This is a genomic window from Sphingobium sp. WR1 (genome assembly GCF_059693745.1).
In genome coordinates this window covers 35,793-57,348 of record NZ_JCATID010000015.1, presented here as the reverse complement: position 1 = coordinate 57,348, position 21,556 = coordinate 35,793, and the positions used below count along the sequence as shown (strand labels likewise).

17 protein-coding genes are annotated in these 21,556 nt (G+C 63.0%); 14 read left to right on the top strand and 3 right to left on the bottom strand.

Annotated features, from left to right (window positions below; all coding sequences use genetic code 11):
• The first annotated feature begins 1 nt into the window (after position 1).
• The 4 genes from AC58EF_RS17110 to AC58EF_RS17095 are packed head-to-tail and all read left to right on the top strand — an operon-like array spanning position 2 to position 5,050.
• Positions 2–2,170 (top strand): 3-hydroxyacyl-CoA dehydrogenase NAD-binding domain-containing protein, encoded by a 2,169-nt coding sequence (locus tag AC58EF_RS17110; RefSeq protein ID WP_497277572.1) that lies wholly within the window; start codon positions 2–4, stop codon positions 2,168–2,170.
• The gene (locus AC58EF_RS17105; protein ID WP_009823744.1) at positions 2,167–3,324 is read left to right on the top strand and encodes an acyl-CoA dehydrogenase family protein; all 1,158 of its coding nucleotides are present in this window, start codon (positions 2,167–2,169) and stop codon (positions 3,322–3,324) included. The genes AC58EF_RS17110 and AC58EF_RS17105 overlap by 4 nt, the downstream gene beginning before the upstream one ends.
• Positions 3,325–3,347: 23 nt before the next feature.
• Entirely contained in the window at positions 3,348–4,226 is an 879-nt protein-coding gene (locus tag AC58EF_RS17100) for a MaoC/PaaZ C-terminal domain-containing protein (RefSeq protein WP_066767438.1), read from the top strand.
• Positions 4,223–5,050: an SDR family NAD(P)-dependent oxidoreductase gene (locus tag AC58EF_RS17095; protein ID WP_009823742.1), complete on the top strand. Its 828-nt coding sequence runs from the start codon at positions 4,223–4,225 to the stop codon at positions 5,048–5,050. Before AC58EF_RS17100 ends, AC58EF_RS17095 begins: the two co-directional genes overlap by 4 nt.
• Before the next feature lie 35 nt (positions 5,051–5,085).
• Here the strand turns inward: AC58EF_RS17095 and AC58EF_RS17090 are convergent, their stop codons facing one another.
• From AC58EF_RS17090 to AC58EF_RS17080, 3 genes are read right to left on the bottom strand one after another with little or no spacing between them, the layout of a single operon-like run.
• Positions 5,086–5,592, bottom strand: coding sequence for a nuclear transport factor 2 family protein (locus AC58EF_RS17090; protein WP_009823741.1), 507 nt, complete (start codon positions 5,590–5,592; stop codon positions 5,086–5,088).
• A gap of 44 nt (positions 5,593–5,636) precedes the next feature.
• Positions 5,637–6,413 (bottom strand): SDR family oxidoreductase, encoded by a 777-nt coding sequence (locus AC58EF_RS17085; RefSeq protein WP_009823740.1) that lies wholly within the window; start codon positions 6,411–6,413, stop codon positions 5,637–5,639.
• Positions 6,410–7,411: a quinone oxidoreductase family protein gene (locus AC58EF_RS17080; protein WP_497277571.1), complete on the bottom strand. Its 1,002-nt coding sequence runs from the start codon at positions 7,409–7,411 to the stop codon at positions 6,410–6,412. The genes AC58EF_RS17085 and AC58EF_RS17080 overlap by 4 nt, the downstream gene beginning before the upstream one ends.
• A gap of 216 nt (positions 7,412–7,627) precedes the next feature.
• On the opposite strand from AC58EF_RS17080, the gene AC58EF_RS17075 reads away from it, so the two are divergent.
• The 10 genes from AC58EF_RS17075 (at position 7,628) to cofC (ending at position 21,471) form a co-directional block, all read left to right on the top strand.
• Positions 7,628–10,309 (top strand): winged helix-turn-helix domain-containing protein, encoded by a 2,682-nt coding sequence (locus AC58EF_RS17075; protein ID WP_497277570.1) that lies wholly within the window; start codon positions 7,628–7,630, stop codon positions 10,307–10,309.
• An 83-nt stretch (positions 10,310–10,392) separates the two neighbouring features.
• Positions 10,393–11,322, top strand: a complete 930-nt coding sequence (gene kce, locus AC58EF_RS17070) for a 3,5-dioxohexanoate:acetyl-CoA acetone transferase (RefSeq protein WP_422247267.1) — start codon at positions 10,393–10,395, stop codon at positions 11,320–11,322.
• Positions 11,322–12,416, top strand: coding sequence for a CaiB/BaiF CoA transferase family protein (locus AC58EF_RS17065; protein WP_497277568.1), 1,095 nt, complete (start codon positions 11,322–11,324; stop codon positions 12,414–12,416). The genes kce and AC58EF_RS17065 overlap by 1 nt, the downstream gene beginning before the upstream one ends.
• Positions 12,417–12,704: 288 nt before the next feature.
• Positions 12,705–15,086 carry a TonB-dependent receptor gene (locus AC58EF_RS17060; RefSeq protein ID WP_497277567.1) on the top strand — a complete coding sequence of 794 codons (2,382 nt, stop codon included), beginning with the start codon at positions 12,705–12,707 and terminating at the stop codon, positions 15,084–15,086.
• Positions 15,087–15,187: 101 nt separating this feature from the next.
• The gene (locus AC58EF_RS17055; RefSeq protein WP_497277565.1) at positions 15,188–16,195 is read left to right on the top strand and encodes an LLM class flavin-dependent oxidoreductase; all 1,008 of its coding nucleotides are present in this window, start codon (positions 15,188–15,190) and stop codon (positions 16,193–16,195) included.
• Positions 16,192–18,531 carry a 5-amino-6-(D-ribitylamino)uracil--L-tyrosine 4-hydroxyphenyl transferase CofH gene (gene cofH / locus AC58EF_RS17050; RefSeq protein WP_497277564.1) on the top strand — a complete coding sequence of 780 codons (2,340 nt, stop codon included), beginning with the start codon at positions 16,192–16,194 and terminating at the stop codon, positions 18,529–18,531. Before AC58EF_RS17055 ends, cofH begins: the two co-directional genes overlap by 4 nt.
• A gap of 43 nt (positions 18,532–18,574) precedes the next feature.
• Positions 18,575–19,231 (top strand): NADPH-dependent F420 reductase, encoded by a 657-nt coding sequence (gene npdG / locus AC58EF_RS17045; protein ID WP_497277563.1) that lies wholly within the window; start codon positions 18,575–18,577, stop codon positions 19,229–19,231.
• A 10-nt stretch (positions 19,232–19,241) separates the two neighbouring features.
• Positions 19,242–19,979 (top strand): coenzyme F420-0:L-glutamate ligase, encoded by a 738-nt coding sequence (gene cofE / locus AC58EF_RS17040; RefSeq protein ID WP_497277562.1) that lies wholly within the window; start codon positions 19,242–19,244, stop codon positions 19,977–19,979.
• A complete protein-coding gene (gene cofD, locus AC58EF_RS17035) occupies positions 19,976–20,902 on the top strand; it encodes a 2-phospho-L-lactate transferase (RefSeq protein ID WP_497277561.1) in 927 nt (308 codons plus the stop codon). Before cofE ends, cofD begins: the two co-directional genes overlap by 4 nt.
• Entirely contained in the window at positions 20,899–21,471 is a 573-nt protein-coding gene (gene cofC / locus AC58EF_RS17030; protein WP_422247262.1) for a 2-phospho-L-lactate guanylyltransferase, read from the top strand. The genes cofD and cofC overlap by 4 nt, the downstream gene beginning before the upstream one ends.
• Positions 21,472–21,556: the final 85 nt, after the last annotated feature.

The following is a 21,556-nucleotide window of genomic DNA, read 5'->3' as shown; positions in this document are numbered from 1 at the left end:
CATGAAGACTATGCGACTGGAAAAGGCCGAGGACGGCTTTGCGATCCTGACCCTCGATGCCGAAGGCTCGATGAACGTCGTCAACGACGCTTTCATCGCCGACATGGAAGCGGCGACGAAGCAGATTGTCGCGGACGAAAGCATCAAGGGCGTCATCCTGACGTCGGCCAAGAAGACGTTCATGGCCGGTGCGGACCTCAAGCAGCTGGTGAACGGGTTCGGCACGCTGACGCCGCAGGAAGCCTATGCCTTTTCGAAGCGCGCCACCGACATGCATCGTGCCATCGAACAATCGGGCAAGCCCTGGGTGGCGGCGATCAACGGCCTGGCGCTGGGCGGCGGTTTCGAGCTGGCGCTGGCGTGCCACCGGCGCATCCTGGTGGATGATGCCAAGGCGCAGGTCGGTTTGCCCGAAGTCAATGTCGGTCTGCTGCCCGGATCGGGCGGCACCGTGCGGTTGGGCATTATCGCGGGCATGAAGATCGCGCTAGACCTGCTGCTGTCGGGCCGCTCGGTGGGGCCGCAGGAAGCGCTCAAGCTCAAGATCGTGGACGAGGTCGTCCCGGCGGACAAGCTGATCGACGCGGCCAAGGCGTGGCTTGCGACCGGGCCTGATCCGGTCAAGCCCTGGGACGTCAAGGGTTGGACGCCGCCGCAGAAGAAGGGCATGACCGTCCCTGAGGATTCGGCCGCCTACATGATGTATACAGGTGGCCTGGCCAAGGGGGGTTACAATCAACCTGCGCCCGCCGCGATCCTGAACTCGGTGTTCCACGGCTTGCAGTTGCCCTTTGACAAGGCGCTGGCGGTGGAGGGGAAATATTTCGCCAAGCTGCTGACCGATCCGGTCGCGCGCAACATCATCCGCACCACCTTCATTTCGAAGCAGGCGGCCGAAAAGGGCGCGCGTCGTCCCGAAGGCTTCCCGAAGTTTGAAGCGAAGAAAGTGGGTGTGCTGGGCGCGGGCATGATGGGCGCGGGCATTGCGTTCGTGTCCGCCAATGCGGGTATCGACGTCGTTCTCATCGACCGCGACACCGCGACCGCGCAGAAGGGCAAGGACTATTCGGCCAAGGTGCTGGGCAAGCTGGTCGAAAAGGGCAAGCTGACGCAGGACAAGGCGGACGCCGTGCTCGCCCGCATCACCCCGACCGACGACTTCGCGCTGCTCGATGGCTGCGACATGGTGGTCGAAGCGGTGTTCGAGGATACGGCGATCAAGGCCGAAACCACGAAGAAGGCCGAAGCGGTGCTGCCGGCACAGGCCATTTTCGCGTCCAACACCTCGACCCTGCCGATCTCGCAGCTCGCCCAGGCGTCGCGGAGCCCGGATCAGTTCATCGGCCTGCACTTCTTCTCGCCGGTCGACCGCATGGGGCTGGTCGAGGTCATCATGGGCAAGCAGACCAGCAAGGAGACGCTGGCCAAGGGCCTCGACTTCATCGCGCAGTTGCGCAAGACGCCGATCGTCGTCAACGACAGCCGTGGCTTCTACACCAGCCGCGTGTTCCAGATGCTGATCCACGAAGGCGCGGCGATGCTGGCGGAGGGCGTTCCCCCCGCGGTGATCGAAAACGCGGCCAAGGCCGTCGGCATGCCGGTCGGGCCGCTGGCGCTGCTGGACGAACTGACGCTCGACCTGCCGCTCAAGATCGTCGACCAGGCGATCGCCGAGGAAGGCGATAAATATACGCCACCCGCCGGCACTGCCGTCATGCGGCGGATGAAGGACGAGATCGGCCGGTCCGGCCGGAAGACCGGCGGGGCGTTCTATGATTATCCCGAAGGCGGCAAGAAGCATCTGTGGAAGGGCCTGGCCGATCATTTCCCGGTCAAGCAGGACTGGGATGTCGAGGAACTGAAGAAGCGCTATCTCTATGCGCAGGCGATGGAAACCGCCCGCTGCCTGGAGGAAAATGTGCTGGAAACTCCGCAGGACGCCGATCTGGGTGCGATCTACGGCTGGGGTTTCCCGGCCTGGACCGGCGGGACGATCAGCTACATTGACACGATCGGCATTAAGAAGTTCGTTGAGGAATCCGATAGGCTCGCGCAGCTTTATGGCCCGCGCTTCCTGCCGTCCGCATGGCTGCGCGACAAGGCGGCAAAGGGTGAGGATTTCTACACGCCCGCGAGCGAAACCAGGGTCAAGGAGCCGATGCCGGCATGAAGCGCCTGATTTTCGAGCAGGAGCATGAGCAGTTCCGCGACTCCGTCGTCAAGTTCATGACGACGGAGGTGGGCGCTCACGCCGAACGTTTTCGCGAGCAGGGCATGGTCGACCGTGAGCTGTTCCTGAAGGCGGGCGAGCAGGGCTTGCTGTGCACCTGGGCGGACGAGAAATATGGCGGGGCGGGGATCGACGATTTCCGCTTCGAGCAGATCATCATCGAGGAGAATATGCGCCATGGCGACATAGGCTTCTACATCAATCTGCATAATGATCTGGTCGCGCCCTATATCGCCAAGCTCGGCACCGACGAACAGAAGGACCGCTGGATGCCAGGCATCGTCAGCGGCGAGAAGATTCTGGCCGTCGCGATGACGGAACCGTCCACCGGCAGCGACTTGGCGGGTATGCGCACCAGCGCGGTGGACAAGGGCGACCATTGGCTGTTGAACGGTGCCAAGACCTATATTTCCAATGGCATTTTGGCCGATCTGGTCGTCGTGGCCGCGCGGACCGACCCCAATAGCCGCCACGGCCTGGGCCTTATGGTCGTCGAACGCGGCATGGAAGGGTTCGAACGGGGGCGCAAGCTGGCGAAGATGGGGCTTAAGGCGCAGGACACGGCCGAGCTCTTCTTCAACGATGTCAGGGTGCCCAAGGGGAATGTGCTGGGCGATCCGGCCCAAGGCTTCAAATATCTCGCCCGCTTCCTGGCGCAGGAGCGGCTGGTCGCGGCCATCGGCTTCATGGCGACGGCGCAGACCGCATTCGACATCACGCTCGACTATGTGAAGGAACGCCGGGCCTTCGGAAAGCCGATTGGCGCGTTCCAGAATACGCGGTTCAAGATGGCTTCGATGCGGGCCGAACTGGACGCGCTTCAGACCTATGTCGACCAGTGCGTGATGCTGCTCAACGCGGGCGAGTTGACCGCAGAAGACGCGTCGGCGGCCAAACTGCTGACCAGCGAACTGGAAGGCCGGGTGATGGACGAATGCGTCCAGCTTCATGGCGGGGCGGGCTATATGGAAGAATATCGCATCAGCCGCATGTATACCGACGCCCGCATCAGCCGCATCTTCGCTGGAACGTCGGAAATCATGCGCGAAATCATCGGTCGCGGACTGGGCCTGGACGAGCGCAAGCTGTCCTGACCGCAAAGCCGGGGATGAGTCGAATGCTTGATGTCGAACAATTACGCGGCTTCCGGGTGCCGGAAGCGCAGGATGTCTGTGATCCGCGATCCGCTATTCTCTACGCGCTGGGTGTCGGCGCCGGGCTGGGCGCGATCGATGAACGGCATCTGGTCTTCGAACGCGATCAGGCCGTTTTGCCGACCATGGCGCTGGTTCTGGGAACACCCGGCTTCTGGCCGATGGCGCCGGAACTGGGCTGGGATTGGCCGCGCATCCTGCATGGCGAGCAGACGCTGAAACTGGTTCGGCCGCTCGAACTGGGCCAGTTGGTCAACGGCCGGATCGAAATTATCGGTCTCGCGGACAAGGGTTTAGGCAAGTCCGCTCTCGTGCGGGCAAAACGTGTCATAACCACGCCGACGGACCGGCCGATCGCCGAAATGGAGGAAGTGTGGGTCTTGCGAGGCGCGGGCGGTTTTGGCGGGCCGTCAAATCTTGATGGGCCTGCGCCGATTGTCATGCCGGATGCGCCCGCAGGCGCCTGTCTCGACCTGCCGACGGCCGCCAATCAGTCGATGCTCTATCGCCTGACCGGCGACCGTAACCCCCTGCATATCGACCGGGGCACGGCGCAGGCGGCGGGCTTCGATCGGCCGATACTGCATGGCCTCGCCACCATGGGGCTGGTCGGTCGCGCGCTGATCCATCTGTGCTGCGATGGCGATCCGGGTTTGTTGACCGACATGCGGGTGCGTTTTACCGCGCCGGTCTGGCCGGGTGAAACGGTTCGGACCGAAATCTGGCGCACTGGTGACACCGTATGGTTTCGGGCCAGCGTGCCCGACAGGAATAGCATCGTTATTGATGGCGGCGAGGCCCGCATCGGTGGTTTCAAGGAAGAACGGGACGTATTGACGTGAATATATTGGATGGCAAGGTCGCACTGGTGTCCGGCTCTGGACGGGGCATAGGGAAGGCTATCGCACTGAAACTGGCAAGCGCCGGCGCCCATGTCGTGGTGAACGACCTGGACGAGGATGTGGCAAATGCGACGGCGAGTGAAATCGAAAGCCTTGGCGTCCGCGCCGTGGTGTGCGTGGGCGACGTGACGGATGCCGATTTCGGCGACAAATTTGTGGGAGCGGCGGTCGCGCATTTCGGCACGATCGACATCATCGTGAACAATGCGGGCTATGCTTGGGATTCGGTTCTTCAAAAGACGAGCGACGAGCAGTGGATGGCCATGCTCGATGTTCATCTCAATGCCCCTTTCCGTATATTGCGCGCCGCGCAACCGGTGATCGCCGCCGCGGCGAAGAAGGAGACCGCCGAACATGGTCGGGCCACACGCCGGACGGTCATCAATATATCGTCCGTGGCAGGTCTTGGCGGCAATGCCGGTCAGTCGGGCTATGCGGCGGGCAAGGCGGGGATCGTCGGTCTCACCAAGACGGTGATGAAGGAATGGGGGCGACATAATGTCACCGTCAACGCGGTGGCTTTCGGCGCCATCATGACGCGCATGACCGCGGGCGAGGCGGGCAGCACGACCATCAGCGTCAAGGGTCGGGACATCAAGGCCGGCGTCAGCGACGAAATATTGGAAGCCATGGAAAAGGGCATTCCGCTGGGCCGCGCCGGCACGCCGGAAGAAGCCGCCGGCGCCGTCTACCTGCTATGCCTGCCCGAAGCCGATTATATCACCGGCGAGGTGATCGTCGCGGGCGGGGGCTGGAAACTCTGACGATATGATGGGCGGGCCTTGGCGCCCGCCCTCGGTCAGGCGGGCCAGCCAGGCGTGCGACCCTGCATGGCCAGAAAGATGGAACGCATGGGATCGGGTACGGATCCGGCGCCGATGCCAGTGCCGAAATTGATCCCCCGCCGCTCATATATCCGCCATCCCTCGGCCGTGCGCCGCAGCCTGTCCTCATAGCCGCCCACGGCGAGAAGGTCGGTGGGGCGCAGCGGATCGGCATCGGGGATATCGAACCACTGCCATGCCATGACGCGGCTGGCTGCGCGCGCTTCGTCGCCGTTCACCTCTATCACCACATTGGTGATGTTATGCGAACAGCCCATTAGAGCGCCCTGATAACCCATGCACTGGGCATGGATGGCCTCACGCCCCACGGAACGCGCGCTGCCAAAGTCGATCGATCCATCCTCCGTGAACACTTCCTCCGCAATGCGGTGAAACTGCATCGAATCTACCAGATGGGCGTAACGATAGAGGCATTCCTCGATCGCGAGGCGGTCCGCCAGCATGGCGAGGTCGATCATCATGGCGAATATCTTTCTTTACCGGCCGCGAGGGTGGGGGGCTTATTTCAGCCGCAGCCAACGACCCCGCCGTCAACCGGAATCTGTGCGCCGGTGACATAAGCGCCCGCGCGCGAACACAGGAAAATGACGATGCCTGCAATATCGTCCGGCGAACCTAGACGTTGGAGCGGAATATGCGCCAGCAGGGCAGGATCGACCTGATCCTCATCCCGCATATGCGCCGTCATTTTGGTTGGGAAGAAGCCGGGAATGACCGCATTGACGGTGATGTTACGCGCCGCCAAATCGCCGGCCAGATCGCGCGTCATCATATGGACCGCAGCCTTGCTCGCGGCATAGCTGTACGCGCTGAGCCGCTCTGTCTTCATCCCCGCGACCGAACCGATGTTGATCACCCGCGCCGGATCGCCAGCCTTTCCGGACGCGCTGAGTTCGGGCAGGAGTTCCCGGACCATGGTGAACGGCGTCTGGACGTTCACGGCCATCACGCCCGGCCAGGCCTTGTCGGGGAAGCTGTCGATCGGCCCGCCCCAGGTCTTGCCCGCATTGTTGACCAATATATGGCATTCGCCGACCGCTTCGCGATAACGGGCGACGAGGTCGACCGCCGCCTCGGGCGTCGACAGGTCAGCGGGGAGGGGGATGCACGATCCCAGCGTGGCCATCTCCCGGGCGGCATCTTCGCAGATGTCGGCCTTGCGGGATGTGATCGCGACTGTCGCGCCAGCCCGCAGCAGACCTTCGGCGATCATGCGGCCCAGACCTTGCGCGCCGCCGGTGACCAGCGCCTTCTTGCCGGTCAGGCTGAACAGATCGCTCACATCGTCACCACGACTTTGCCGAACTTGTGCTGGTCGCGCAGATGCAGAAGCGCCTCTTTGGCCTGGGCAAGCGGATAGGTCGCCTCGATCACCGGCTTGATTGCATGTTGCTCGGCAAAAGCGAGCATTTCCTTGAAGTCCTGAGGATCGCCGACCTGGCTGCCGACGATGCTGGCGCTCTTGAGGAAGATGTCGGTGGCGTTGAACTTGATCTCGTTGCCGGCGGTAGACCCGTAGATGACGATCCGCGCGCCCGGATTGATGGCGCGGACATAATTGGCGAAGCTGGGCGATGGCGCGCCGTCCAGCACCACGTCGATGCCGCCGGTAAGTTTGCCGACCTGCTTGCGCCAGTCGGGATCGGTGTACAGCAGACCGCCCTTCGCCCCCATTGCCACGGCACGATCGATCACGTCCTGGTTTTCGCCGGTGACATAGACATTGGCGCCCTTGGCCACTGCAAAGGCCAGGCCGAACGTGGCCACGCCGCCGCCTACGCCGCTGATGAGCAGCGTCTCTCCCGCTTCCAGCCGTCCCTTGAACATAAGTGCGCGCCACGAGGTCAGCGCCGTCAGCGGCATGGCTCCGGCTTCCTCGAAACTCATGAAGGCCGGCTTGGGCGCCAGATTGTCGACCGGCACGCTGATATATTCGGCGATCGTGCCGGCGAAGGGCATACCGAGCAGGCCGAAATCGGCGGCCGGCGCGTGGCGGTTCGGCCCCCAGTTGCGTGCAGGATATAGCACAACCTCATCGCCCTCGCGGACGCCGGTGACGCCCTCGCCGATCATGTCGACGACGCCCGCACCATCACAGCCCAGCGTGATCGGCACCGTCATGCCGGGATATTGTCCGTGGGTGATGAACAGTTCACGATGGTTTATGGATGCGGCCCGCAGCGCGACACGCACCTCTCCCGGACCGGGCACTGGCGTGTCGACTTCCGCCACCACGACGGATTCGGGGCCGTCGATCCGTTCGAGATAAAGGGCCTTCATGGTCAACCTTTCCTAATATCCTGCTCGGCGCCGCGGTCTGTATGGCAACGCTGGCTGCATAACGACCTTGGCTTCCTGGGTGGAAAGCTGGACATTTTTCCATCTCATTGGGAACCTATCTGCCGATAGGAAAAAGGGATTGCGTTATAGATTCATTGCGCAGAATATATTTCGCATAACAAACGAATCGCGCCAACCGCGCTAGGAGAGAAGAGCATGACCGTTGTGCCCACAGCTATCGTGCCGCCGCGTTCGACTCATATGCCGATCCGGCGTGCCGCATTGGTGGCGCTGACGGAAAGAGTGGCGCAGTCGCGCATGACCGTGGTGTCTGCGCCGGCTGGGAGCGGAAAAACGACCGCAATGCTGTTTTGGGCGGATGAACTCAGGGCGCAGGGGCGCCCCGTTTTATGGCTCGCGGCCAGGGCAGGCATAGAAAGTAAACGGTCCTTTCTCCAAGCGCTCAAGGCTGCTGGTATTGCGGCCGGTATGCCGTGGGATGCGCTGGACAGTGACGCCTCCGACGAAAGCTGGCTATCCGCCCTCGCGACGATGGGCAGTGCAAAGCCGGTCATCATTGTGGATGACGCGCAGTTTCTGGCCAAGCCCATTCTGGAATTTTTGGCGCAACTATCATCGAGCGCGCGCGACGCATTGACCATCATCATCGCCGCGCGCGGTACTGTCGGCCTGTCGCTGGCGCGAATGCGTGCGCTCGGATTTCTGGTTGAAGTGGGCGTCGCCGATCTGTCCTTCACCTTGGCGGAAGCGACGGAACTGGTCACGCGGTCAATCGGGTCGCCGGTGGATTCGCGCGACCTTCAGGACATTGTGGGCGATACCCAGGGCTGGGTTTCCGGTATCGTTATTGCCTGCGATCTCTATCGCCGCACCAGCGACAGTGCGGTCAAGCTCCGGCTGACTGGTCTGCGTCCCGAATTTGCCGAATATTTTCATGATGAAGTGTTAAGTTTGCAGCCCGACGACGTCCGCCGCTTCCTCGTCGACACCTCGATCCTTGATGAATTGACGCCCTCCGCTTGCGCCGCGGTCACCGGCGACGAAAATGCGCGCGCGATGCTGGACCATGTCTTTCGTGAAGGCCTGTTTCTGAACGCGATTGATCAGGAACATAGCCGCTATGCCTATCACCGGCTGTTCCGCGAAATGGTGTTGGGCCGACTGATCGATCGGGCGCCGGACCGCGCTGCCGTCATGCATCGTCGGGCGAGCGAATATTTTGCCGAAGCCGGCCAGCTTGCCCTGGCGATCGAACATGCGCGGCTGAGCGGGGACAAGGCGTTTCTCGCCGACCAGTTGGATCGCTTGGCCGAGGGGCTGACCTACTCGGGCTATCTCTACCGCATCGACGAACTCGGCGCGGAACTGCCCTGGCCGATCCTGGCCGAACGGCCTAATCTGCTCCTGGCTCTGGCCTGGAGACGTATCCGCCAACTGGCATTTTCGTCGGCTGACAGGCTGATTTCCGCCGCGCGGCAGGCCTGTGAGGCGAAGCGCGAGGCACAGTCCTTGCCCGCGCACGAAATCGAGCAACTGGACCTGCTGATACGCCATCGCTTCGTTATGCTCGCGGCGGCGCGAGACGACATGGTCAGGGTCGAGGCCGATTCGGAGCCGCTGCTCGCCGAACTGGCCGACAGCCATGCCTATCTAAGCTGCACCTTGCTGGCGCAGCTCATGTCGGCGCGGCGCGAACTGTATCATTTTCAGGACATGCTTAAGCTGGAGGCGGAAACCAGCCGCGCTCTGTCGCGTCCCGGCTCGGCCTTCGCATCCATCGCCCTGAAGGCCTCGGTCGCGCCGACCATGATGGCGCAGGGCAAGATTCCCTTGGCGCGACGTTTTCTGGAAGAGGCCTTCGCGTTAGCTGTTGAAATCCATGGCGCAGGTTCCGGTCTGGCCGCGCTTCCTGCGTTGCCGTTGGCCGAACTTCTCTATGATGCAGGCGACCTGGAACAGGCGGCGGAGCTTGCGGACCAATATCTGCCAGTCGTGCGGCAATGGGGATTTTCTGACCAGATGGCGTCCGGCTATCTGGTCAGCGCGCGCCTGCGGGCGGCAAGGGGCGATCTGCCCAGCGCGCTTTCGACGCTTAACGATGCCCATCTCGTGGCGATCGAATGTGGGCTTGATCGTCTGCGCTCCTTCATCGTGGCCGAAGAGGTGCGGCTTTTGATCAAGGCGGGGCAGATCGACGAGGCAGAGCAGCATTTCCTGGCCGGCGATCCGCAACTGGACGGCGAACCCATTCCCACCCTGCACCCGACACGGCGCAATGAGAATATCGCGATCGCCTGGCTCAGGATCGAGATGCAGCGCCATCGGCTCGGTCGAGCGCGCAAGGTCGCCTATCGGTGGCTGGAATTCGTCAAGCGCGCGGGAGCGGTCCGGTCCGCCGTGATCTTCGAATTGCTGCTGGCGGAAATCGCGGTGCTTCAGGGCAACCGATCCGAGGCGCGCAGGGCCGTTCGCGCTGCCGTAGAGATGGCCGAACCGGCCGGCTGGGTGCGGGTTTTCGTCGATGAGGGAGAAGTCATCGCGTCTCTCATCATCGAAGCCTATTCGCAGGGGCCGGAACTGGAAACGCCGGCTGATCGCTTCGCCGTCCGCCTTGTGTCGATGTTGAGGCGGGGACCGCAGATCGAAGCGGATGAAGAAGAGGAGGATGATTTCGGACTGACCGGGCGCCTCGCCAACCGGGAAGTAGATATTTTAACGATGGTGAGCGGAGGCCTGCGCAACCGGGAAATCGGCGATCGTCTCGGCCTGACCGAAGGCACGGTCAAATGGTATATGCAGCAAATCTACGACAAGCTGGGCGTGCGCCGTCGGCCGCAGGCGGTTCTGCGAGCCCGGCAGCTCGGCATTCTGCCCTGAAGCGCGCGCCGCTTCCTATCGAAGGATAGATTGCGCCGCTCGCGCAACCTGCGACCGGCGCAATCTGCGCGAAAGGAAATATCATGGCAAAACGCAAGGTCATCATCAGCTGCGCGATTACAGGCGCAATTCACACGCCGTCCATGTCGCCCTATCTGCCCGTGACGGCGGAGGAGATCGCGGCATCGGCAGTCGGTGCGGCGGAGGCGGGCGCCGCCATCATCCACCTGCATGCGCGCAATCCCGTCGATGGGCGGCCGGACCAGAATCCCGACCTGTTCGAACCCTTCCTTAAAGTCATTAAGCAGCGTACCGACGCCGTATTGAACCTGACAACGGGCGGGCACCCCTCCATGACGGTGCAGGAACGGATCCGTCCCGCCCAGACTTTCGCCCCGGAAGTGGCCAGCCTCAATATGGGGACTATGGGCTTTGGTCTGTTCCCGATGCTGGATCGCTACAAGTCGTTCAAGCATGACTGGGAACCCGCCGCGCTCGAAGCATCGCGCGACCTGGTGTTCAAGAACACCTATGCCGACATCGAACATCTACTGACCACATTGTCGCCGCTGGGCACGCGCTTCGAATTCGAATGCTATGACACCAGCCATCTCTATAACCTGAAATATTTTCTCGATCGCGGCCTCGTCAAGGCGCCGCTGTTCATCCAGACCTGCTTCGGCATATTGGGCGGCATCGGCAGCCACCCCGACGATATCATGCATATGAAGCGAACGGCCGACCGGCTGTTCGGCGACCAATATGAATGGTCCGTGCTGGGGGCCGGTGCGCGTCAGATGAGCATTGTCGCCATGGCGGCGTCCATGGGTGGCAATGTCCGTATTGGTCTGGAGGATTCGCTGTGGGGCGGCCCGGGCCGGCTCGCCGAGACCAATGCGGAGCAGGTGAAGACTGCGCGGCAGATCGTCGAAGGCATGGGTCTTGAAATCGCCACGCCCGATGAGGCGCGTGCCATGCTGGACCTCAAGGGCGCGGACCGGACGAATATCTGATGACGGAAAAAAACGGGCCGCTGGCCGGTATTCGCCTGCTGGAGATCGACGCGATCGGCCCCGTACCGCTCGCGGCGATGCTGTTGGCCGATATGGGCGCCGAGATCATCCGCATCGCCCGGCCGCCATCGGTCGCGGCGGGAGACTGGGATGATGTCGGTGGGGACATCCTGCACCGCAGCCGGGTCGTGACCTATCTCGATCTCAAGCAGGACGCGGATCGCGAACGGTTGCTCGCATTGATCGAGCGGGCGGACGGGCTGATCGAGGGATACAGGCCCGGCGTCATGGAACGCCTCGGCGTTGGCCCCGATGTCTGCCTGGCGCGCAATCCGCGGTTCGTGTTCGGACGGATGACGGGCTGGGGCCAGTCCGGGCCGCTTGCGCTGCGGGCCGGCCATGACATCAATTATCTGTCGATCACCGGCGCGCTCCACGCGATGGGAGAGCGACAGGGTACGCCGCCAGTGCCGCTCAATCTGGTAGGCGATTATGGCGGCGGCGCCATGTTCCTGATCTTCGGTCTGTTGAGCGCACTGCTGGCGGCGCAACGGACGGGCCGGGGGCAGGTCGTCGACGCCTGTATCACGGATGGCGTCGCGTCGTTGATGAGCTTATTTTACGCATGGCAGCCCAAGGGTTTGTGGGAAGATGCGCCCGGCTCCAATCTGCTGGATGGTGCGGCGCCCTTCTACCGCTGTTACGAATGCGCCGACGGTCGGCATGTCGCGGTGGGATGTCTGGAACCGAAATTCTTTGCCCAGATGGTGGACGGATTGGGGCTCTCCGACAGGTGTTATGACCAGAACGACCGCGAAGGCTGGCCCGCGATGCAGGTTGAATTTGCCGCGGCATTTCTGGCCAAGAGCCGGGATGAGTGGGCCGCTCTATTTGCTGCGAGCGACGCTTGCGTGACGCCGGTTCTGTCAATGGAGGAAGCGCCCCGGCACGCGCATAATGAAGCGCGGGCGACTTTCGTACAGCGTCATGGAGTGGTCCAGCCATCACCGGCGCCCCGCTTGTCTCTCGACGCGGGTGCCATTGGCGAGCCGTCCGTCGCGTGGGCGGCGGACCTGATCGCTGCTTGGTCTTAAGGCGCGGATCGCGCCAGGACAGCGGCATTCACCTCCGTAGGAAACTTGCTTGGATTAGGGTGGGGCGTTCGTCAGGATGCTGGCTGTGTCGAATGGCAAGACCGGTGCGCGGCGGCTTGTCGCGCCGCTGCGGCGCAAATGCCACATCGAGATCAATTATGTCCGATCCATATAAATCCTGTCCAGCGATAGGTGGTAAATCGTGACCAATGTCGATTTTGCCACACGCGATCAGGCCTGCGCTGCACGCAGGTCGCACCGAAAAACTGATTGAATGGGAGGATTTTTATGCGATTGGTCGCACTGAAATTGGCATTGGTTGCGAGCACCGCAGCGGTGGCATTTCCCTCATGGGCGCAGTCCGTCGCTTCGGCCGCGCCACAGTCGGATAGTGCGAATGCCGGTGACATAGTTGTCACGGCTCGCCGCCGGGAAGAACGACTGCAGGATGTTTCGGTTTCCATTTCCGCTTTCTCGTCAGAGGCGCTGGAACGCAGCACCGTCCAGACGGTAAGCGACGTCAAGACGATCGCCCCCGGCTTCACCTTCTCCTCCGAAGGCGGCAAGGACAATGTGGCGCTGACCCTGCGTGGCATCGGCCAGTTGCCCTTGGGAGAGGTCACGCCCGGCGTCGTCATCTATCTCAACGACACCCCTTTGCCGTCGGTTGGCTCGAACGTCCCGACCTATGACATTGGCAGCATTCAGGTGCTCAAGGGGCCGCAGGGCACGCTGTTCGGCCGCAACACGTTGGGTGGCGCGGTCGTGATCGGCAGCCAGAAGCCGAGCTACGCTTTCGAAGGCTATGTCGAGGGCACCTATGGACGCTTCGATTATCGCGAACTGGAAGGCGCGGTGAATATCCCGATCATCGAGGACAAGGTCGCTTTCCGCGCTGCAGGCCAGTTCCGTCGTCAGGACCCTCGGACGATCGCCTTCGACGGCGGCCCGGGATTCGACAATATCCATCAGGACGCCTACCGTCTCTCGCTGCTGGTCGAGCCGTTCGAGGGCCTCAAGAGCACCACCATCTATGAATATTTCAAAGGCGACGAACTTGCCGGCGGTCTCTATTTGCTGCGCGAGAATTTCCCCTTTGCCGCGCTCGGCCTGGGCGTCGTCGAACCACAGGTGCAGGCGGCTTTGCAGGCACAGAAAGCCAATCGTCGCGGGTCGTTCGACGGCGGCATCAACGGCGGCGCGGCCTATCGCAAGACCACGTCGATCACCAATGATACGTCCTTCAGCTTCGGCGATCTGACGCTACGCAACATTTTCGGCTATCGAAAGAATTACAGCTATCAGTTGATCAACACCGGCGGGCTGCCGCAACTGCAAATCCCCACGGGTCTGCCGTCTCCCGCGCCCTCGGCCGTGCCGTTTACCCTGTTCACGGCGTCTTCCGTGCTGGATCGGCAATATCTAACAAATGAAACCCAATTGCTAGGCGATTTTGGCTCGTTCAACTTCATCGTCGGCGCCTTCTATAATAATGATAAGCCCGATGGCCCCAGTGGATCGCAGTTCACGGCATTTTCGGTGGGCGGCGTCCCGGCGCCTGCGGTGACGGCCCATGTCCGCAACAAGAACTGGGCGGTTTATGGCCAGATCGGGTATGAATTCACCGACAAGCTGAAGCTCAATCTCGGCGCTCGCTACAGCTGGGACAAGGTGTCGGCCTGCGGCGGCACCATCGGCACGACCTATGTCGACGAATCCACCTGCCTCAGCACGGCGGCCCTCAATCTGGCCGACGGCGTTGGCACCGTATCCAACAAGGGCGAGGAGCCGAGCTGGACCATCGGCCTCGACTATAAAGCGACCCCGGACTGGCTGCTCTATATCGTGTCGCGACGGGGCTATCGGGGCGTCAATGTGAACACGCCGCTGTTCGAAACACCCTTTACCACGGGCGGCACGAATCCGGCCTGCGTGGCGACCGGAGGCGTCTGCGCAGATCTTCGTCCCTTCCAGAAGACGGGTGAGGAAACAATCACCGACGTCGAGATCGGCTCCAAATATGACTATCATGTCGGGTCCGCGCGTGGGCGCCTGAATCTGGCCGCCTATTACAGCAAATATAAGAATGCGCTTCAGTTCCTGAACACGCAGACGACCGTTCCGAACGGCACGCCGGATTCGCCGACCAACGGCTCCCTGGCCGCGAATGTCGCCGATCTGCGGATCTGGGGTGTCGAACTGGAGGCGTCCATCAGCCCCGTGCGCAGCCTCACCGTCGGTTTTAATGCCGCCTATACCAATGTGAAGGTGGAAAGCTTGACCGTTCCTGCAGGACTGCCTTCGACCATCGTGCTGGGCGAGGGCCAGATCAACAAATATTCGCCCAGTTTCTCCGGCACGGCCAGCGTGAGCTGGACCCTGCCGATCCGCCCGGCAGACGGCGATGTGGTGGTCAACGCCGACCTGTTCATGACCGACGATTTTGGCGGTCAGAATGGCGAAAAGCTGCCGGGTTACCAACTGGCCAACGCGCGTTTGGATTGGCGCGGGATAGGCGGCACGGGCCTTGATCTGGGCATTTATGTGAAGAACCTCTTCAACGAGAAATATTTCTCGGCTTCCAGCGTTCTTCTGCCCTCCTTCCCAACCAGTTCGGTCTATGCCGGCGATCCGCGGACGTGGGGCGTCACGGCCAAATATACGTTCTGACGCGCCCGTGAGAGGGGAGGGGTGAGCGACCTGCCCGCCTTTCCCCCTCTACAAGGACAGGTTTGCAGCGGGACGGCAGGGCGTAGGGAGTTCTCGAGAGGATGACCATGAAGCTCGGCATATGCAGCATGTGGGGGGATCGGCTGGACGGATTTCGCGAAGAGGTCCGTCTTGCCGCCGATCTCGGTTTTGAGCTTATCAGCGTGGGCGATTCGCCGGCGGGTTGGCATGAACTCTACGTGTCGCTGACGCTCGCCGCGCTTGACGCGCCGAAAGCGACTTTGGCGCCACTGGTCACCTCGCCTTTCATGCGACATCCGCTGGTGACGGCCTCCGCCCTCAGCACCATCGACGATCTCTCCGGCGGGCGCGTGGCGCTGGGCCTGGCGACGGGCGGTAGCACGGTCATGGCGATCGGCCGCCCGCCCGCGACGCAGCGAGAAATCCGAACGGAACTGGCGGTGCTGCGGGACCTGTTCGCCGGACGGCCGACGCAGATGAACGGCGCGCAGATCACACCGCTCCGTTTCGCGCGCCCGATTCCGATCTATTATTCCGCTTTCGGTCCCAAGGCATTGGCGCTGGCGGGTGAGCAGGCCGACGGCGTCATATTGTTCGCGGGCGAACGCCATCTCGACGCGCTGAAGGACCGGATCGATACCGTCCGGGATGCCGCGCAAGCGGCAGGGCGTGATCCCCTGTCGATCGATATCTGGGTCATATCCTTCGCCTCGATCCGCCCCATACGGGCCGAGGCCATAGACGATCTCAAGGCGTTCATCGTCGTCAACGGCATGGCCTTCCGCACGCCCGAAACCCTGGCGCGTGTCCCGACGCAGTTTCGCGGCAAGATCGACGCCTTGCACGCGCGCTATGATCCGACCGAGCATGTGGTCGTGGGCGGCAGGAATGTGGCCTTGATGGAGGAATTGGGTTTGACCGAGTTTCTGGCGGACTTCGATACGCTGGCGGGGCCGGTCGATGCGGCGGTGGACATGCTGCGGTCTATGGAGGCGATGGGTGTCTCGACCTTCATCGCGGCCTTGCCCGGGCACGCCGCGCCGCTAGAAACCATTCGCGGGCTTGCCCGAGCGCGGAGTATGATGTGACACTGGATCTACTGCATCTGAGCGAAGACGAAGCAGCGGGCATCGCGACGGTGCTGCGATCCCGGTCGCTCGGTGACATGATGGAGGCGGCGGAGGCGATGACGGTGGCGGCGCATGGCCGTCGCGTGACCTATTCCCGCAAGGTTTTCATTCCCCTCACCAAATTGTGCCGCGACGTGTGCCACTATTGCACCTTCGCCACCACGCCGGCCCGCGCGGGTGATGCCTATCTTGGCAGAGACGAGGTTCTGGCCATCGCCCGCGCTGGCGCGGCAGCCGGTTGCCGGGAAGCCCTCTTCACGCTCGGCGATCGGCCCGAGGCCCGCTATGCCGCCGCGCGAGAGGCTCTCAGCGGGCTCGGGCATGACTCGACCCTGTCCTATCTGGCCGAAATGGCGGAACTGGTGTTCCGCGAGACGGGCTTGCTGCCGCATCTCAATCCCGGCCTGATGAACGGCGAGGATTATGCGCAGTTGCGGCCTCATGCCGCCTCCATGGGTATCATGCTGGAAAGCAGCTCCGATCGCCTGTGCGCGCGCGGCGGCCCGCATTTCGGATCGCCCGACAAGACGCCTGCCCTGCGCTTGGCCGCCATCGAGCAAGCCGGACGGGCGCGCGTGCCGTTCACGACCGGCCTGCTGATCGGCATCGGCGAAACCCGCGACGAACAGGTGGAGGCGCTGGTCGCCATTCGCGATCTGCATCGCCGCTACGGCCATATTCAGGAAGTCATCATCCAGAATTTCCGGGCAAAGCCGGGAACGCGCATGGCGGATCATGCCGAACCGTCGCTCGACGATCATCTCTGGGCCATCGCCGCCGCGCGCATCATCCTGGGGCCTGAGATGACGATCCAGGCGCCGCCCAATCTCCATGATCGCGTCGATCTGGCGCCGCTGATCCGGGCCGGCGTCAATGACTGGGGCGGGGTGTCGCCGGTCACTCCTGACCATGTGAACCCGGAGGCGCCCTGGCCGCATCTGGAGATATTGGAGGACGCCACAAAGGCCGCAGGCCGCATATTGATGCAGCGGCTCGCCATCGGCCCGCGTTATGCGCTTGCTGCGCGGGATTGGGCTGCGCCAGCCATTGCCACCCAGATCCTGCGCGCCATCGACGGGCGGGGCTTGCCCAAGGTGGACGAATGGTCCGCGGGGCATGGCGATCCCGCGCCCGACACCATGGTGATGGAGCCGGTTCTTGCTTCCCGATCGATCCTGTCCATCCTTGACGCTGCGGAGGAGGGTGAACGGCTGAGCGAAGCGGACATCGTGACCCTGTTCGATGCCGAGCAGGATGATTTTGCCGCCATCGTCGAGCGGGCCGACCGATTGCGGCGGCAGGCCGTGGGTGACATGCTGACCTATGCGGTCAACCGCAACATCAACTATACCAATATCTGCCTCTATAAATGCGGCTTCTGCGCTTTTTCCAAGGGCAGCACCAAGGCCATGCGCGGTCCGGCCTACAGGCTCGACATGGAAGAGGTCGGACGCCGCGCTGCCGAAGCCTGGGATCGCGGCGCGACCGAAGTCTGCCTGCAGGGCGGGATCCATCCCGATTATGACGGGCATACCTATCTCAATGTCCTCAAGACGGTGCGCGAGGCCGCGCCGGACATCCATATCCATGCCTTTTCGCCGCTCGAAGTGACGCATGGCGCCCGCACGCTCGCCCTGCCGCTGGAGGATTATCTGGCGCGGTTGAAGGAAGCGGGGCTGTCCACGCTGCCCGGTACGGCGGCGGAGATACTGGACCCCGAAGTTCGCGCTATCATCTGCCCGGACAAGGTGACAGCGGACGAATGGATCGAGGTGATGCGCGTGGCCCATGGGGTGGGCCTGCGCAGCACGGCCACGATCATGTTCGGCCATGTCGAGGAATATAAGCATTGGGCGCGCCATCTGCTGCGCATTCGCGGATTGCAGGAGGAGACGGGCGGCTTCACCGAATTCGTGCCGCTGCCCTTCGTCCATATGGAATCGCCGATATGGCGCAAAGGGCTGGCGCGATCGGGGCCCAGCTATCGCGAAGCGGTGTTGATGCACGCCGTGGCACGCATCGCGCTGCATCCGGTGATCCCCAATATCCAGGTGTCCTGGGTGAAGATGGGGCCGGAGGGCGCCGCTGCGATTCTGAAGGCGGGCGCCAATGACATGGGAGGCACGCTGATGGACGAATCGATCACCCGGGCCGCCGGTGGCGTCAATGGGCAGGAATTCGGTCCCAGGGAAATGCAGGCTCTGGCGGCATCCGTCGGGCGCCCCGTGCGCCAGCGCACAACGCTTTATGAGCCGGTGCTGCCGCGTCGCGCCGTCTTGGCTGAACCATCGTGACCGACCTGCAACGTCGCTCGCCAGTTTCATTGAAGGAAAATATATGACTCTTCCCGCCATCGCCGTCGTGGGCGGCACCGGTAATCTGGGCGCTGCAATCGCCTGGCGGCTGGCGCGTGCCGGCTATCCTGTTACGATCGGATCGCGCAACGCCGAAAGTGCGGAAAAGGCCGCTGCGGAATTGGGGCATGGCCTGCGGGGTGGCGCCAATGTGGATGTCGTCGCGAATGCGGACATCATCATCGTGACGGTGCCCTTCGCCGCGCAGGAGGCGACACTTCGCGACATCGTACCGCATGTTGTTGGCAAGTTGGTCGTGGATACGACCGTTCCCCTCGTCCCGCCCAAGGTGATGCGGGTCCAGTTGCCCGACGAAGGCTCCGCCGCTCAAAAGGCGCAGGCGGTTTTGGGAGAGGGCGTGACGCTCGTGTCCGCGTTCCACAATGTCGCCGCGCACAAGCTGGCCAAGGATATCGATGTCGGCTGCGACGTACTGGTCTTCGGCGACGACAAGGATGCCCGGGGTCGCATCGTGGCGCTGGCCGATGCCATGGGATTGAGGGGGCTTCACGGCGGCGCGCTGGTAAACTCCGCCGCCGCCGAGGCGCTGACGTCGATCCTCATTTTCATGAACAAGACCTATAAGGTTGACGGCGCGGGCATTCGTATCACAGGAGATTTGATCCCGCCCGAGGCTTGAGGTGTATTTGATGATCGAAATCGTACCGTTGACCGGAATTGGAGAGGTCGGACCGGGCGATGATCTGGCAGACATCCTGCATGTGGCGCTTAATCGGTGCGGCATTGAACCCCGCGCCGGCGACATCCTGGTCGTGACGCAAAAGATCGTGTCCAAGGCAGAGGGGCGGTTTATATCCCTGGCTGATGTAGAGCCCAGTGAAGAGGCGCGGCGCCTGGCCGATATCACGCGCAAGGATGCGCGGCTGGTGCAACTGGTGCTGGATGAATCCAGCGCCATCCTGCGCGCCGTGCCCCACGTCCTGATCGCGCGGCACCGGCTGGGCCATGTCATGGCCAATGCCGGGATCGATCGTTCCAACATCGGGGCGGGGGAGGGCGATCGTGCCTTGCTCCTGCCCATCGATCCTGATGGAACGGCGTCGCAGTTACACGCGCGACTGGACGTACCCGTCGTCATCTCGGACAGTTTCGGCCGACCCTGGCGGATGGGCGTGGTGGCGGTGGCGATCGGCGCCGCCGGACTGCCGGCGTTGCAGGATCGAAGGGGCGAACTGGATCGCGACGGCCGGACGCTGGAGGTCACCCAGGTCGCCTTGGCCGATATCGTCGCGACGGCCGCCTGCCTCGCCACCGGGGAAGGCGCGGAAGGCATACCGGCGGCCTTGGTGCGGGGCTGCCCGCTGGCCGGCCCGGCGCGCCCCGCCGCCGATCTGGTGCGCCCCGTTCATGACGACCTGTTCGCATGAAGCGCGTCGTCGTCCTGACCGGCGGCGTGGGCGGCGCGAAGCTGGTTCTGGGTCTGTCGCGCATCATGGCGGGCGAGGGGCTGACGGCTATCGTCAATACCGGGGACGATTTCCGGCATATGGGGCTGCATATATCGCCCGATATCGACACCTTGCTCTATACGCTGTCCGGCAAGGCGAACGGCGCGCAAGGTTGGGGCCGGGAAGGCGAAAGCTGGGGCTTCATGGCGGCCCTTCGCGAGCTGGGCGGGGAGGACTGGTTTCAGCTTGGCGATGGCGATCTGGCGCTTCATGTGCTGCGGACCCATGCCCTGACGCAGGGGCAGAGCCTGTCGCAGATCACGGCGCGCTTTGCCGACCAATGGGGCATATCCACCCGGATACTGCCCATGAGCGACCAGGCGGTCGCCACGATATTGGATACGGACCAGGGCCGGATGGAGTTTCAACGCTATTTCGTCGAACAGCGTTGCGCGCCGGTCGTGCGGCAGATCCTGTTCAAGGGCGCGGCGCAGGCCGTTCCGGCGCCCGGCGTTATCGAGGCGATCCAGTCGGCGGACGCGGTGCTCATCGCCCCCTCCAATCCCTTTCTCAGTGTCGATCCTTTGCTGGCCGTGCCCGGCATGCGCGTTGCGATCGAACAGACCGACGCGCCCGTCGTCGCCGTGTCTCCGCTCGTCGGCGGCACGGCGGTCAAGGGCCCGACCGCCAAGCTGATGCAGGAACTGGGCATGGCGGTCGATAATGACAGCATCGCCCGGCATTATGCCGGTCTGATCGACGCCATGCTGATCGATAGCGCGGACCGTTGCGAGGCGCCGGACATCGTCATGGGCCATTGCGCGACCCTGATGACGAGCCTAGACGACAAGATCCGCGTGGCGCAGGCGGCGCTCGATCTCGCGATCAGCCTTCTTTCGTGACGGACTGGGCTGCCCTTGTCCCCTTGAAACAGGGTGCGGAAAGCAAGTCGCGACTTGGGCAAGCGCTGGAACCGGCCGAACGCATGGCGCTGGCATCGGCGATGGCCGCGCGAGTCATGACCTGTCTGTCCCATGTTAATGCGATCAACTCCCTCTATCTTCTTGCGCCGACGCCGGTATCGGAATGGTCCTCGCATTGGTTGCCCGATGGCGGCCGAGGCCTCAACCCGGAGCTGGAGAACGCGCGCGAGCGGCTGGGCAAACGCCCCCTGCTCGTGATCCATGCCGACTTGCCCTGTGTGACGGTGGAGGATGTTCAGCTCTTGCTGGCCGCCGCGGACGACTGCGGCTGTGCCTTCGCGCCGGATCGGCACGGACGCGGTACGAATGCCGTGGCCATCCGGGACGCCGATCCCTTCCGCTTCGCCTTCGGCCAAGACAGTCTGATATCCCACAGACGGCAGCGTCCGGCAGCGGCGATCGTTGAACGGGCCGGTCTAGGTTTCGACGTCGATACGCCGGCCGATCTGGCTCAGTTGCTTGCCAGCGTCTCGCCGGGACGCGACTGACATCATCATCCGCCGGTCCCTTCCCAAGGGAAGGTGTGGTCGAACCGATCCCGGCCATTCTGCCCGTTAATCTGGAAATTAGGGA